Annotated in this window: 8 protein-coding genes; 3 read left to right on the top strand and 5 right to left on the bottom strand. The window is 50.3% G+C overall.

Annotation, left to right across the window (positions count from 1 at the left end; genetic code table 11):
- The first annotated feature begins 151 nt into the window (after positions 1 to 151).
- The gene (locus EOO50_RS01780) at positions 152 to 5944 is read left to right on the top strand and encodes a choice-of-anchor D domain-containing protein (protein WP_290837285.1); all 5793 of its coding nucleotides are present in this window, start codon (positions 152 to 154) and stop codon (positions 5942 to 5944) included.
- Positions 5945 to 6135: 191 nt separating this feature from the next.
- Positions 6136 to 10347, top strand: a complete 4212-nt coding sequence (locus EOO50_RS01785) for a choice-of-anchor D domain-containing protein (protein WP_290837287.1) — start codon at positions 6136 to 6138, stop codon at positions 10345 to 10347.
- Positions 10348 to 10376: 29 nt separating this feature from the next.
- Here the strand turns inward: EOO50_RS01785 and EOO50_RS01790 are convergent, their stop codons facing one another.
- The 5 genes from EOO50_RS01790 to EOO50_RS01810 all read right to left on the bottom strand — a co-directional run bounded on the left by EOO50_RS01790 (position 10377) and on the right by EOO50_RS01810 (position 15030).
- On the bottom strand, positions 10377 to 11249 hold the full coding sequence (locus EOO50_RS01790) for a cupin-like domain-containing protein (protein ID WP_290837289.1): 873 nt from the start codon (positions 11247 to 11249) through the stop codon (positions 10377 to 10379).
- A gap of 157 nt (positions 11250 to 11406) precedes the next feature.
- Positions 11407 to 12501 (bottom strand): biotin synthase BioB, encoded by a 1095-nt coding sequence (bioB, locus tag EOO50_RS01795; RefSeq protein ID WP_290837291.1) that lies wholly within the window; start codon positions 12499 to 12501, stop codon positions 11407 to 11409.
- Between the two features lie 151 nt (positions 12502 to 12652).
- A complete protein-coding gene (locus EOO50_RS01800; protein ID WP_290837293.1) occupies positions 12653 to 13105 on the bottom strand; it encodes a hypothetical protein in 453 nt (150 codons plus the stop codon).
- A gap of 151 nt (positions 13106 to 13256) precedes the next feature.
- Complete coding sequence (locus EOO50_RS01805) at positions 13257 to 14585, bottom strand: HTTM domain-containing protein (RefSeq protein WP_290837295.1); 1329 nt, start codon at positions 14583 to 14585, stop codon at positions 13257 to 13259.
- Position 14586: 1 nt separating this feature from the next.
- A complete protein-coding gene (locus EOO50_RS01810; protein WP_363331693.1) occupies positions 14587 to 15030 on the bottom strand; it encodes a riboflavin kinase in 444 nt (147 codons plus the stop codon).
- 39 nt (positions 15031 to 15069) lie between these two features.
- On the opposite strand from EOO50_RS01810, the gene EOO50_RS01815 reads away from it, so the two are divergent.
- A partial coding sequence (locus EOO50_RS01815; protein WP_290837304.1) for a hypothetical protein occupies positions 15070 to 16323 on the top strand: 1254 nt, incomplete at its 3' end.

Raw genomic sequence — 16323 nt, forward strand, 5'->3', positions numbered from 1 at the left:
AATTTTTGCCCCAATTGTTAACAATTTGTAGACATAAAACGTATTGTAAATAAGTAAATTAGATTTAATTTTGTGCGCCCGAAATAAACCTCGGGCACAAAACACGAATATACGCCGTAAATAGAATCGAAAACAAAACAAAAGATACCACATGAAATTCAAATTATTCTTTATCGTCGCTTTGGCGTTGGCATGCTCGGGAGTAGTATCGGCACAGATTATTTTTACCAATCCCATTACGGGCACAAATCCGAACACGGCGAATCCTTACACGACTGGCCAGACGGTTGACGCAAATTTAACTGTAAGTGGAATCGGGCGCGGAACGGGAATCACGGGTGTGAATACCAACGACCGCTATAACGCCAGTGGCTGGAACACTTCGGCTCTCGATGCGAACGATTATTTTGAATTCACGTTGACTCCCAACTCAGGCTACATGGTTAGTTTTGTGAGTCTGTTATACACAAGTCAAGCATCCGGAACCGGACCGACGTCGTTCGCAGTTCGCTCAAGCGTGGACGGATATGCTGCGAACATCGCAACTCCCGCGTCAACAGGGGCGACAATTTCTTTAGCGGCGGCGGCCTACCAATACAGAACGACGGCGACGACTTTCAGGATTTACGGATGGGGCGCGAGTGCGGTCGGAGGAACCTTTAGTATAAACGACTTCACATTCAACGGAACGGTCGAACCAGCAGGATTTTTGACAGCCCAAAACGGTCCGTGGACGACTCCCGCTACGTGGGTCGGAGGCGTTGTGCCGACATCGGCCGACAACGCAATCGTGCGTCACTTGGTAACCGACGCCACGGGAATTACAAGAAATGCAGCAACGACCACAACTATAAATACGGGCGCGGCATTGAACGTTTCGAATGGATATGTAAACAACGGAACCACTACGGTTGACGGATCGTTTTCAACAGCATCGGGATTAACGATAAATGCAGGTTCTACTTTCCGCGTAAACGGCGGATTTTCCATAGCGGCCGGAGGTTTTGTCACGGGCGGTTCGCCTATTTACGGCAGCGCTTCGACACTATCGTATCAGACCGGCGGGCTTTATGGACGCGGTCTTGAATGGAATGCGCTCGGAGTCGGAACCATCGGTACGACGCCGGGTTATCCGAACAACGTTACGCTTTCGTCGGGCACGATCCTTAACTACAACAACGGAACGCCCCAGGCCAAAGCAATGGCCGGGAACCTGTCGATAAACAGCGGAACGTCTTTCTATATGGATTACGGCGGAGGCGCGTCGGGCGGAGCTTTAACCGTTGCCGGAAACGTGACGATCAGCGGAAATTTTACGCTCGGTAATGCAATAGGCGACGATTTGCGAGTGGCAGGAAACTTCAGTTACTTGTCGGGAACGTTCAATGGAAACAATCGCGCGGTAATTTTCACGAAAGCTTCGGGAACGCAAACCGTGAATGCCGCGTCGGCGATTTCGATTCCGTATTTCGTTTTCGACGCAACGGGCAGTAGAACCGTGCAGTTGTTGAGCAATAATATCACGATCACGGCACCCGCAACCGGAAACGCCGTATCGTTTGGAAGCGCGGCCGACGTGTTGGATTTGAATAGTTTTTCGCTTACCATCGGAACTGCGGGAATCGCGAATTCGATTTTTGGAGCGGGAACATTCCGGGGTTCGCCGACTTCGAATTTGACGTTGCTCGGAACGGGAACGATCGGAACACTCAATTTCACGACAGGATTCCAAAACCTTGGAACTTTAACGATAGACAGGACTTCGGCAGCTTTGGGTGCGACTTTGGGAACGCCATTGACTATTAATACGAGCCTTGCGCTTACGAACGGGCGTTTGGATGTAGGGAACAATCCGATTACGATCGGTTCAGGGGCTACGATTTCAGGAGCCGGTACGAACAATTACGTAATCGTAGATGTTGCTAACGGAACGGGCGCGGCAATGCGAAAAGTGCTCGCAGTCGGACCGGTAGTCAACTTCGATTTCCCGATCGGAGACGGCGCGGCATCGGCCAACGGATCACAATATTCACCCACGCGGATCGTCGATTTATCGGGGGCGACATATTCGGCGGGCGCTTACGTCTCGGCGGCGGTCAATGATATCAAGCATCCGAGTTTCGATGCGACGACCGACTACATCACGCGTTATTGGGACATACAAACTTCGGGCGTAACGAGTCCGTCGGTATTTACGATGTCGGCGACCTATCAGGATTCGGACATCGTCGGAACCGAAACCTTGTTCCGCGCGAATCGCTGGAATGGAACGGCTTGGTCGAATACAGGTTCGGCAGTCGGTGCGACTACGAATTTAGTTACCGACATGTCAGGTTTCGTGGCCGGCGGCATCAACCATTTTACAGCGGGCCGACGCGATCAGGAAATAAATGTGATCCAAACGGCTACAACGACGACATATTTGCACAATTCGACGTTCAATTTCGGGTCGGTTCTCGTCGGAAGCAATCTCGACATTCAATTCACCGTTCAAAATACAGGACAAATCGACTTGGCATTGCCGGGAACGAATACGATTGTCGGCGGTCCGTCGTACGCTTTTGCACCGGCGGGAACGTTAGCAACGGGACCTTTGACCGGACCGACTGGAACGCGCAATTTCACGATCAGGTTCGCGCCGACCGGAGCCGGGACTTTTACGGGAAGCATCACGATTCCAAACAACGACCCGACTGGGGCCGAAGCGCCGTATGTCATCAATTTTACGGGAGTCGGGATCGTACCGGCGCCTGAGATCAACATCAAAGGATTTACGGGAAGCACGAACAACATCGTCAGCGGAAGCACGACAGCGAGCGGACTCAACAATACATTATTCGCGGCAACGACAATCGGATCGAGCGCGACTAAAGACTACGAAATACAAAATTTGGGAACGGCGGTCCTGAACCTGACGGGCGCGCCTTTGGTTTCAATCGGCGGCGTAAATCCGGGCGATTTCGCGGTAACGACGGTTCCCGGAACGAACGCAATCGCCGCGAGCGCGAGCACGACATTCATCATCACGTTTACACCGACGGCGTCGGGCGTGAGAACAGCAGTCGTCTCGATCGCCAATAATGATTCCGACGAAAATCCATACACGTTCCTGATCCAGGGAACAGGAAATTGCGCGACGATTACAAACACGGTCACGCCAACCTCAGGGCCGCAGGGAACAGTCGTCACGACTACATCGAGTGGAAGCCTCGCGGGCGCTACCGTGACGTTTGCAGGCGTTTCGGCGGTTGTTACTCCAATATCGACGAATCAGGTTACGGTCGTAGTTCCTGCGGGAGCGACGACGGGGAACTTGGTCACGACGAATGCTCAGGGTTGCAGCGGGAACAATTATTTTACGGTGATCGACAATTTGATCACGTCGTGTCAAGGCGGTTCGGCGCTTACTGAACTTTTCATCAGTGAAGTGACCGATTCCAATAACGGCGGCCTTTCATACGTTGAAATCTATAACGGAACGGCAGCGCCTGTATTTCTACCGAATTATGGGCTTCGCGTAGCGAACAACGGAGGCGGTTATTCATTTACGACAGGACTTACGGGCGCTGGATTACCGGGCGCGAATTTACCTGTCGGAAGTTCGTATATCGTGGCTTTGGGTAACGACAGTTCCTGTTCGATTCCGGGAGGAAACGGTTCATACGCCAATCAAACTACGGTCAGTGGCGGAATTAACTTCAATGCGAACGAGCACGATCATATTGCGCTTTTCAGGCTTGCGGTGCAAGTTGACAGTTGGGGCGTTTTTGGCGCTACAAGTTGGGCACCGCTTAGCATCGGCACGAACGGCGCTACTTTCCGACGCAAGAAAACGGCTCCGATCTTGCCGAACGTAACATATAGCAACGCCGATTGGAACATCGTGGATTATCCTGGGACAACGTGTACCGACAACGATTACACTGACATCGGAACCTTCGATTTCTCACGCGGAACGCCGCCGGCAATCACGGTTCAACCTGCTTATTCCCCAAGTTGTAAAGCGGTGACTTTTACGGTTGCTGCGACCGAAGGTTTTTCAGGAGGTTTGCCGCTTGCGTACCAATGGTATGTGACGAATCCCGGAAATGCGAATTGGTCGGTCGTTATCGATAACGCCACGTTCTCAGGCGCGACGACTGCGACATTAAATATAACGAATATCGCCGGGCTCGACGGTTATCAATTCTATTGTCAGGTGCGCGAAAATGGTGCGACTTGTTATACGGCCTCGAATGCTGTGATGATTTTGGGAAGCGGAACCGTGACTTGGAATGGAACGGCTTGGACACCGTCGGCGCCTACGGTTTCGACGCCGGCTGTCATTGACGGCGACTACAACACGACTACAAATGGAGATTTCGAAGCGTGCAGCCTGACCGTTTTAGGAACAAGGACACTTACCGTGAGCGCGAACCATTACATTTCGATTGTCAACGATCTTACCGTCAATGCCAATGGAACTCTAAATGTTCTCAACAACGGCTCTTTGGTTATGGTCGACGACGCAGGAATCGTAACCAACAACGGAACGATGCAGGTTTCAAGAACGACGCAACCTTTCGTGAAATACGATTACACCTATTGGTCGTCGCCGATCGCCTCGGCCACGATCGGGACGACTTTCCCGGGTTGGAGAATGGATTATTCATGGATTTTCCAAACCGCTAATTATTCGGATGTCACCGGGCCTAACGGTACCGGTCCGGCCGATGGTTTCGACGACAACCTCGATACGTGGATTCACACGACGCCGGCAACCGTAATGACTCCGGCCAACGGATATGTGATCATGGGGCCGACGAATTTGCCGAGTTATCCCGCGACATCGACCGTGACGTTTTCAGGAAGAGTAAACAATGGTATTGTCACGATTCCACTTGCGATGAGTGCGAATGCGGCTGCGACCGATGACGATTTCAATATCATCGGGAACCCGTATCCATCGTCGGTTTTCGCGGACGATTTCATCAATTTGAATACGAACACGTCGGGAACTGTAAAGTTTTGGACGCATCAGGCGCCGGTTTCGAACACAGCTCCCGGACCATACCAATCCAATTTCGTCACGAGCGATTATGCGATGTACAATTTGAGCGGCGGAACTGCTAGCGGAACGGGAAGCACGATTCCAACGGGAATGATCGCAACAGGACAAGGTTTCCTCGTTGAAGCGCTTGCAGGAACGAACGTGATCTTCAATAACTCGATGCGTGACAAATCGCAAATCAATACGAACTTCTATCGCCAGTCGCAGAATACGGCTTTGGCGGCGCAGAAAGACAGGGTTTGGGTGAACTTCAAGCACTCGATCGGGTTGTTCAGCCAGCAATTGGTCGCCTATATCGAAGGCGCGACGCTTGATTATGACCGAGGATACGATGGGAAAGCCAGTAAATCAGGCAATGCCGTTAGTTTCTATTCGTTCATCGAGACCGAGAAATATCGCATTCAGGGACGTCCGTCATTCACGACAAGTGATATTGTTCCGATGGGTTATTCCACGACGTTGCCCGGAACGTACACGATTACGATCGACCACGCCGAAGGACAGCTTAACGAATCTTCCCAACCGATTTACATCGAAGATAAATTGCTCAACATCATCCACGATCTCAAGGAAAGCGATTACGTCTTCACGACCGAATTGGGAACATTCAACGATCGTTTCCAGTTGCGATATACGACCGAATCCTTGGGAACGCCTGATGTCGGATCTTTAGATCAAGTCGGGATACTATCCTCAAATCAAATGATCCGGGTCAAGTCGCGCACCGACATAAAATCAATAGAAGTGATCGACATGTTAGGGCGAAGCATTTTTAAGAAAACCGATATTAATGCCGTGGAATTCGATACGCGATTGGAAATTGCAAAACAGGCATTACTCGTAAAAGTGATACTGACCAACGGAAGTTCAGTGACCAAGAAAATCATACATTAAAAATCAACGAAAATAATTGTAAGATATACCGACAAATCGTCGGTATACTTTTTAATAAGGCGTCGTTCGTCGATTTTTTTTGCTCTTTGTCGATAATTCAGAAACGCTAAATAACTGTAAATCTTTTATTTGTATGTTTGAAAGTTCCATTCCCCAACAACATTTTCAAGCCTATTAGATTCCTACTGTATATGAGATTTAGACACAGTTTATCGTTGATGTTTTTGCTGATGGTCACCGCCGTCGGATTCGCCCAGGTTTCCTTGACCGAAGGTGCGCCAACTGTAACTATTAACTTTTCAGCATCAATGCCGACATCGGTCGGTACGAATCCAAGCACTGCATATACGGCAGCAGGTTTTTCAGCGAACCCGACAATTGCCGGACGATTAAATTCAAACGCCTGGGATATTCGCGGATTTGATTTTGGAACACTCGGTTTCGGAGGCAATCAAACGGTAGATGACTTCGGCCGCGGGCAGATCACAAACCCTGTACTCACCGGCGGATTGTATGCTTACACCGAATTGCCCGGCACGGTTGCGAACCCGGCATTCATGATCCAGCCAACTGCCACCGACTTCAATCCGGGGGCCGTCGTGCTCAGGCTTCGAAACAATGGGACCACAAATATGACCCAGCTTGCGGTTAGCTATAATTTATTTCTACGAAATGACGAAGGGCGTTCCAATTCCTTCAATTTTTCTCACTCTCCTGATGATATAGTTTACGAAGCTGAAACTACCCTGGATTATGCTTCTCCTGAAACTCCCGATGCGTTTCAATGGACACAAGTCGATGTGACACCTTCGCGATCGATTATCATTACGGGCATAAATGTAGCTCCAGGCGGATATTATTATTTGCGTTGGACATCACAAGACATAAGCGGTACTGGAGATAGAGATGAATTTGGGCTTGATGATATCGTAATTTCAGCCACTTATGGTCCGCCGGCGGCTGAAATAAATGTAAAAGGCGTTTCAGGTGTTACGGTACTTTCGGGCGATACGACACCAACCGTAGCCGAGGGCACCGATTTCGCTCCGATTGGCGCGCCCATTTCCACGACATCGGCAAGTGTGAACACAACGTTCATTATTCAAAACCTCGGTGGTGCGATACTCAATGTAAGCAACGTAACCATTACGGGTACCAATGCCGCGGATTTTGCCGTTTTTATCCCATCGCCGACGAACACGCCTACGGGCGACATTCAACCAGCGGGAAGTCCGAGCAATCAGCGCGAGTTGACCTTGAAATTCGATCCCAGTGACGAAGGGTTAAGGACGGCCAGAGTTTACATTGCAAACAATGATAGCAATGAGAACCCATATTGGTTCGATATCCAGGGTTACGGTGTGATACCCAAGCCTGATATGAACGTCAAAGGTCTGACGGGCGGAACATCTAACATTACGAGCGGGAACATGATCCCGTCAGCTGGGAACAATACATTATGGGCTGTGGATCAACTTGTCGGAACGAGCACGACGAAGGATTACAGAATTCAAAACACGGCTCTGATCTCTTCAATTCTGTTGCTTACCGGAACACCGAAAGTCACGATATCCGGCGTAAATCCAGGGGATTTCGTCGTGACGACACAACCACCTGCAACGAGTATCAACGGCGGCTTCGGAACGAATTTCATCATAACGTTCACGCCGAGCGCGCCGGGAATCCGAACTGCACTCGTGACGATCCAGAACAACGATCCTATCGCCGATCCATTCACGACGTTAACTGAAAGCCCGTACACGTTCCTGGTCCAAGGGAAAGGCGTCGCGCCTGAAATTGACATTACGGGTAACGCCCAGCCAATTGTCAGCGGCAGTATCACGCCGACGTTGGTGAACCATACCATTTTCGACTACCTGAACATCAATGCAGCGACGCTCGACCGTGTATATTCTATCCGAAATACGGGGACGATGCCGTTGACAATCGGAGCGGTGACGCTTTCAGGTGTGAATGCGTCGGAATTTTCGATTATCACTCTACCCGCCGCCTCGTTGGCGGTCAATGCGACGACTACATTTACCGTCCGTTTCGATCCGTCATCGGTCGGAGTAAGGAATGCGATCGTATCGGTGGTCAGTAACGACTACGACGAAAACCCATATACGTTCGCGATCCGAGGTTACGGTCTGGATTACATTCCATGTGCGTACAGTGCGGTCGAAACGATTGCCATACAAGATTTCGAAGCTACTCCGGCCACACCGACCTGGGGAATTTCAGGAACCGGATATACGCTCGCGGCCGGAACGGCTTACGGATTATCCGGCGACGGCGGATCGTCTGATCGATTCCTTGGCGCGCGCAGCCTTCAAGTTACTAATGCGACGTCCACGGTAACGTTTGCAGCCGTCAATACGACTTTATTCAGTGATATTGAACTTTCCATCCGATTGGCCTCGATGTCCACGACCGACATCGAAGGAAGCGATGTCGCCGACAAAGTGATAGTGGCAGTCAGTGCAAATGGCGGGGCGACTTGGTCGAACGAACTCGATTTGTCAGGAAATACGAACTCCAAATGGAATTTCGTTTCGGGATCGGGAATCGCATCGGCACTTTATGATGGTAATAATATCCTCACGAACTTCCTGACGGCCGCGGGTGGTTACGTTACGGCTAACGGTACGGGCACAATTCGTTTGTCAGGTTTGCCAAAGACGACAAATCTCATGGTTCGCATAACGCTGATCAACAATGCCGCTGAAATTTGGGCGCTCGAGAACGTGACACTTTTCGGACGTAAAGAAATCACCACTATCTGGAATGGTTCAGCCTGGAGCAACAGCGCACCTACGACGACCGTAAAAGCGATTTTCAGCGGTTCATACAATACGGCCACAAACGGTAACGTGACAGCCTGTAAATGTCAGGTGAATGCGGGGCAAACCGTGACCGTGGGTACGAACCAGTTCCTAAGTGTGGAAAGCGACATTGAAAATTCCGGTTCGATAACTGTGGAAAGTGGCGGAAGTCTCGTACAGCGCAATGACTTTGCAGCAAACATCGGAAATGTCGTCGTGAGAAGAAATTCGACCGCCATGAGAATGTATGATTATACTTACTGGTCGTCTCCGGTTGCCGGGCAGACACTGTTTAATTTGTCACCTTTAACGAAGTCGGACAAGTTCTACCAGTTCAATACTCCAATAAATAATTGGCAGGGCGTACCTTCAGGAAATATAATGACGCCTTCGATCGGTTATATCATCAGGGCGCCCCAGAACTTTACGTCGACTCCGCAAATTTATCCTGCCCAATTCGCAGGTCCGGCCAACAATGGTATTTATCAACCGGCGATATTTAATAGTACGGGAACTTGGAACTTGCTCGGGAATCCGTATCCGTCTGCGATTAACGCGAATGCATTTTTGCAATTGGCCGACAACGCCGCCATCCTGAACGGAACCATCTACCTATGGACGCATAACACGCCAATCGCAAGCTTGGTTTATAACTTCAGCGACTACGCGGTTTACACGCTTTTGGGAGGGACGGGAACAGCCGCCGCACCGAATGTCGGCGTAAACAATACGATTCCTACGGGAAAAATCGCGTCAGGTCAAGGATTTTTTGTCGTCGCTCACGGAAATGGGAACGCCACGTTTAACAACAGCATGCGTTTGACGGGTAACAATACCGAGTTTTTCAGGACGGCGAATCAAATGGGAATGGAGTCTATCAGCGAACCTGACGGGATCGAGAAACATCGCATTTGGCTCGATTTCGCAAACGCCGACGGCTTGTTCAAACAAACCCTCGTAGGTTATGCCGAAGGTGGCACCAATGAATTCGATACCATGTTCGATGGGCCGATGCCAAGTGGAGGAAACGCCGTTTCGTTCTACTCTTTAATGGACGAAAACACAAATTCGTTCTCGATTCAAGCGCGCGCACTTCCATTCAATAATCAAGACAAGGTACGACTTGGGTATTCAACGACCGTCGCAGGGAATTATACGATCGGTATTGAAGGTACTGACGGCCTTTTCGGCGAACAGGACATTTATCTTGAGGACAAAGCGCTCAACGTCATCCACGACCTAAAGGAATCGTCTTACGTGTTTACGACCGAAACCGGAACATTCAATGAGCGATTCGAACTGCGTTACACGACGGAACAATTGTCGACACCTGGCTTCAATCCTGTGAATTCTCTGCTGATCGCGGTTAAAGAAAGCGCGATCAATTTGAAATCGTCCCAGGAAAATATTTCCGAAGTCACGGTATACGATATGCTCGGGCGCACGATATATACAAGAAGCGACATCGGCACGACGCACTTTTCGATTGAAAACCTTTTGGCGAGCCAACAGTCGCTGATCGTGAAAGCCAAGCTAGAAAATGGCGCGATCGTCACGAAAAAAATACTCTTTAAATAAAAAGCCCCGGAAATTCCCGGGGTTTATTTTTATGATGCGATACCCAATTGTTTATGGGTTCTCACGATCGCCTGTTCGTTTTTATAATCGATCCACGATTGTCCTTTCCATTTGCGCATGAGATTGTCGTAATGACGCATGATCACGATATTGTACGCCGCTTTCGTGAAGTTTGCGATTTCACGTGGCAATGCGCGCAAGCTCATCGAAAATCCCGGAGTCAGGTATTTCATGTAATGCCAATAACCTTCGGGCATATACAGCATTTCACCATGCTTCAACGTCGTGACGTGACCTTTCGCTTTTTTGAGTGCGGGAAATTTCTCGAAATCGGGATTGTCGTAGTCGATGTCCTCGCGTGAAATCAAGGCATGTGGAACTTTATACAGATAAGGCGTCTGGTCAGGCGCGAAAAGCACGCAACGTTTCTTTCCGTGAAAATGAAAATGCAGGATGTTCGAATAGTCGATATCGTAATGAATGAACACTTTCGAATTCTCGCCCCCAAAAAACAACATCGGCAATTGCTTGATGAGGTTCAATCCCATATCGGGCCATTTGAAGTCCTGACGTAGGATCGGGACCTGCTTTACCAAATTGTAAAGGAAGATCCGGTAATTGGTCGGTTTCGATTCCAAAAGGTCGATGTATTCGGTCATTTTCATCTCGGCATGCGCCTGATTGAATTTGTCCTTGTGCGACACCGGCCTGTCATCATACAAAGGAACGGTTTGATCACCGGCCACTTTTTTAATGTATTCGAAGTTCCATTTTTTATACGCAGGCCAATCTTCGGTAAGCGTTTCGATTACCACGGGTTTCTGCTTCTTTACATAATTATTGAAAAAATCCTCTTTCGAGATGGATTTTACGCGTTCAATTTCAGTTAGGTCTAACGGCATGAGTTGTGTGTTTTGATAGGCAAAAAAACAATGATTTTGCCAGCATTCTACTCAAAGTTAACAAGTGTTACGGAATTGTAAAATGCATAAGCTGCCAATTTTTTCCCAAAAAAAAACGCTCCGTTTCGGGGAGCGTCTCATTTATTTTAAAGTTGGATTACGATTGCGGAACCTTTTTTCCAGCGGCTTCGAGGTTGCGCTCGATGCTGTGTCCAGGTCGCGTCCAACGAGGTTTTTCACCCAGTGCCTGAAATTCCGAATCTTCGGCTTCGACCGTTTTTGGCTGCACCATTTTTGTGAATGGCTTTTGTGGTGTGAGCCCGAGCATCTCAAACATCTTCATGTCTTCGTTCACATCGGGGTTCGGCGTCGTAAGTAATTTATCTCCTGCGAAAATCGAATTCGCGCCCGCAAAGAAACACATCGCCTGGCCTTCACGCGTCATATTCGTGCGTCCGGCAGAGAGTCTCACCTGCGTTTCAGGCATAACGATCCTTGTCGTGGCTACCATTCGGATCATGTCCCAGATCTCGACAGGTTTCTCGTCTTCCATCGGCGTTCCTTCAACGGCAACAAGCGCATTGATCGGCACCGATTCGGGCTGAGGATTCAAACGCGACAAAGCGACGAGCATTCCCGCGCGGTCTTCAACGCTTTCACCCATTCCGATGATTCCGCCGCTGCAAACCGTCACGTTTGTCTTGCGCACGTTTTCGATGGTTTGCAAACGGTCTTCGAAACCGCGTGTCGAGATGACTTCCTTATAATATTCTTCAGATGTATCGAGGTTGTGGTTGTAAGCGTACAATCCGGCTTCGGCTAGACGTTGCGCCTGGTTCTCGGTAAGCATTCCCAACGTACAGCAAACTTCCATGTCGAGTTTGTTGATCGTGCGGACCATTTCAAGAACTTGGTCGAATTCGGGGCCATCTTTCACGTTTCTCCATGCGGCACCCATGCAAACACGCGATGAACCGCTGGCTTTGGCGCGCAAAGCTTGTGCTTTTACGTGAGGAACCGTCATCAGGTCGTTTCCTTCGACGCCCGTGTGGTAACGCGCAGCTTGCGGGCAATATCCGCAATCTTCAGGACAACCGCCGGTTTTGATCGAAAGCAAGGTCGAAACCTGAACTACGTTCGGGTCGTGGCTTTGCCTGTGTATCGTGGCCGCTTCGAAAAGCAGGTCCATCATGGGTTTGTTGTATAGCGAGATGATTTCCTCTTTCGTCCAATCGTGTCTGGTTGGGTTCATACGTGCCAGGTTTAGTTGCTCCAAAAGTAGCGAATTAAGATGTAAATAGAAAGGCGCGTTTTCCTAAAACTTGAAACCGTTTGCCGCAAATGAAAAAGCCTGCAACTGTGCGAAATGCAAGTTGCAGGCCTGGTGGTTTTTATGGATTGTGTCAGTCGACGCGGTTGATGACTTCAACTTTGTCTTTCCAATACTGCATCAAACAGAACGAAACGATGAGTGAAGCCGCAGTCGATTCGAACAGAAGCCCGATGCAATACTGTTGGATCGTCAAGTCGCCGCCTCCGAAAATGAAGTTATCCGAAAGTTCTTTCAGATACGGTTCGCCTCCTTTGTAATAAATGTAGCCGAGCAGACTCGCGATGCTTAGCAACGCTCCGATCATCGATGTGACGATAGCCGAAAGCAAATTCTTGTTATACCCGCGGATGCCGTCTTCCTTATTCGCCTTGATTGTTCTGTTCACGCCATAGGCTACGAACAAAATGTTGACGATACGCAAGAAGAAAACATCTGAAAAGCCTAATAATTCAAGCAGTATGAAGTACACTCCAATCCCGAGGAAAATGATGAAGCCGTTGGTTAGTTCTCTGGTAAATTTCATGGTTTTGGTTTTTTAGATTACCGACAAAACACGTCGGATTAGTTAGACATTTAGTTATGGTGTCTACCAAATTTAACTAAAAAACTACGATTTTGTCAGAACGGCGTTGACTTTAATATAAATTTAATAGTCGTTTTCACGCACCGAAAAATTACCTGATCGGCTTCCAATTTTCGTCGTACAAAAGCACCCAGTCGTTGTGCCAGAAGTAGTCCCAGTCTGCTGCCGCAAGATCCACTTCAGGGTCGATAAGCGTGTGGTAATCCGAATCGTTAACCTGAACGTTCTGTTTCACGTAAACGCTCACGTCGCGTCCTTTTTGCGCGTATTCCTTTTTGATCCGTTGCGCCAGTTGCCAAGCGCCGTCGGGTTTGGAGCATGCGAATTGGATCTGTTTGCCTGAAAGTTTATTAAGGCGATAATGCTCGCGGATTTTACTTCCCTTGTCGGCAACTTCGAAAGTCGCGTACCCGTTCCGTTGACGCAGCATCATGCGCCAGCTGAGTCGGTGGCCTTCCTCGGTCCAAAGCACATCGCCTTTTATCGCGAAATGTCGCAACGGGAGCGCGAGTTGCAGGATCAGGTAGGGAACGAAAAAATAGAGCAACAGTCTTTTCTGTTTCGGCAAGTCGACGGGTTGCTCAAGCTTTGGTTTCTTTCGTAAAAATATGCGTCGGATGCGATCGGGCGGATAAAAGAACACGATGAAACTCAACGCGAAAAACGGAAAAATCCCAATCTGCAACACGATAGAATTGAAGATGTGGAAGATTATCGAACAAACGAAAGCAATCGTGCGCGTGCGTTTCCACAGCAAGAGCGGCACGATCAGGAAGTCGAAAACCATGCCTGACCAAGCAATGAACAAATGGAACCAATGCTGTGAGAACAGATTTTCGGCAAGCGGCAAATGGTCGGTTCCGCCAAGCAAGAGCCTGATGAACGTTCCGTCTACCCAATCGGGCGTGAGTTTCGAGACCGTCGCAAAAAAATAAACGATCGTAACTTGCGTAATCATGATCCATGAACACCATTGCGGCATCGCAAGTTGCTTGATCTGCGGATCGCGTTTTGCGTCGAACGAAGCGTACGCATTTGCAGGCAGACACCACATGATCATGCAAACGAGCAGCAACAAATAATAGTGATTGTTGTAGTTTTCCTTTTGCATGAAATACACACCGGCCCAAAGAATCGTGAACATGCCCAGGCTGAATCGATATCGGTAACCAACCATCGTAAGCAATCCAAAAACACTCATCACGGCAAAATAATAATACATGCCGTTGCCGGGAAGCGGTTGCAGCCAATCGAGCCCGATGTGCGAGAACGTGAATTCAACATCGATGAATGTGCGTTTTACCCAGCCCGTGCAGATCGCGCCCAATGCTTCGGCGAAAAGCAGAAAACCAAAAAATATTCGGAATACGATTAGTGGCGCGTTGTCGATCGGTTTGAAAAGTCGCTGTTGGAACGTCATATTATTCTGCGATAAACGATAGGGAATCCAGGCGGTCGTTGGCCAATTGTTGTTTGAGGATGTCGAGCGACGCGAATTTTTGTTCGTCCCGCAAATGGTGCAGGATCGAAACTACAAGTTCCTGCCCGTACAGATCGCCGTCGAAATCGAAGAAGTGAACCTCGATTGAAAGTCCTTGGCCGTTTACGGTCGGATTCGTTCCGATATTCATCATCCCGAAAACGACTTTTTTATCAATGACGCTTTTCACGACGTAAACGCCTTGTTTAGGAATCAGTTTGTAATCTTCGCTGATTTTTAGGTTTGCCGTGGGATATCCGATCGTACGCCCGAGTTTTTTGCCTTCGATTACAGTTGCCGTGAAAAAATAGTTGTAACCCAAATATTGGTTCGCGAGCGCCATGTTTCCGTTCGATAGAGCTTCGCGGATTTTGGTCGAACTCACCGAAACGGCGTCGATTTCCTGAGCAACAAGATCGCCAACGTGTTCGGCCAGCTGTTGAACGGCTCGTACGGCTTCTCCGACAAGAACAACAACGGCACCCCCGTCGACGAAATCCTGGCCGGCAACTACTCCACCTTCGTCAAGAACTACCTGGCCGACGGCGTGACCCTGGCCGACAGCGCCGGTACCTGGAAGTACACCCAGATCAGCCCGTTCCTGCAGGACACCTGGCAGGTCAACGACAACCTGTCGATCGTGTACGGCGTGCGCGTCAACATCCCGAAGGCGGACCGCGCGCCGCCCGTGGCGGTGGAAAGCAGCACCAATACCCCCGCCGGTGCGACCGCGGGCGCCCCCGTCTGGGAAAGCCGCTTCGGCTATGCCAGCGACACCACGCTCGGCTCGAAGAACAAGGTGATCCAGCCGCGCTTCGCGTTCAATTACAGCTTCGACGGCGAGCGCATGATGCAGCTGCGCGGCGGCGCCGGCCTGTTCCAGACCGTGCCGCCGTACGTGTGGCTGACCAACCCCTACACCAACAACGGCGTGGTCTCGTCGAAGGGCTATTCGGGCACCAACCCGGTCGCCGATCCCTTCAGCGCCGATCCGGACAACCAGCCGGGCCCGAATTCCGCCCTCGCCGGTGTGTGCGCCGCCAACGCCACCTGCCAGATCGACGTCCTCGACCCGGACTTCAAGCTGCCGGGCGCATGGAAGTACAGCCTGGGCTTCGACGCCGAGCTGGGCTGGGGCCTGACCGGCACCATCGAGTACCAGCGCATCCAGCACAAGAATGCGATCGCGTACCTCGCCCCGAACATCGGCAAGGCGAAGGGCCTGCTGCCGGACGGCCGCAATGCGTACTGGCAGACCTACCCGAACGCGAGCACCAGCCAGGTCGGCAACGGCACCAACAATGGCGCCTACCCGGAGATCAATACCCGTTCCACCCTGCTGACCAACGTCGACCAGGGCGGCTCGGACTCGGTGACCTTCTCGCTGAGCAAGGCCATGCAGAACGGCTTCAGCGGCAACTTCAGCATCACCCAGACGCGTTCCACCGAAGTCAACCCGGGCACCAGCTCGCAGGCCTACTCGAACTACAACTATGCGGCGCGCAACGATCCGTACGAGCTGGCCGAAGCGGCCTCGCGTTTCGAGATCCCGCTGTCCGTGAAGCTGTCGATGAGCTGGGAACACGCGTTCTTCGGCGACAACAAGACGTCGGTGAACGCGTGTTCCCAGCTCATCGACAGCTTCACGGACAGCGGGATCTCGAAACGCGAGGCCGCT

The sequence above is a fragment of the Flavobacterium sp. genome (assembly GCF_004211145.1).
Taxonomy (GTDB): Bacteria; Bacteroidota; Bacteroidia; order Flavobacteriales; family Flavobacteriaceae; genus Flavobacterium.

Coding starts and splice junctions, on each gene's coding strand:
- EOO50_RS01800 (WP_290837293.1), bottom strand. CDS start 13,105: ATGAAATTTACCAGAGAACTAACCAACGGCTTCATCATTTTCCTCGGG.
- EOO50_RS01785 (WP_290837287.1), top strand. CDS start 6,136: ATGAGATTTAGACACAGTTTATCGTTGATGTTTTTGCTGATGGTCACC.
- bioB (WP_290837291.1), bottom strand. CDS start 12,501: ATGAACCCAACCAGACACGATTGGACGAAAGAGGAAATCATCTCGCTA.
- EOO50_RS01790 (WP_290837289.1), bottom strand. CDS start 11,249: ATGCCGTTAGACCTAACTGAAATTGAACGCGTAAAATCCATCTCGAAA.
- EOO50_RS01780 (WP_290837285.1), top strand. CDS start 152: ATGAAATTCAAATTATTCTTTATCGTCGCTTTGGCGTTGGCATGCTCG.
- EOO50_RS01805 (WP_290837295.1), bottom strand. CDS start 14,585: ATGACGTTCCAACAGCGACTTTTCAAACCGATCGACAACGCGCCACTA.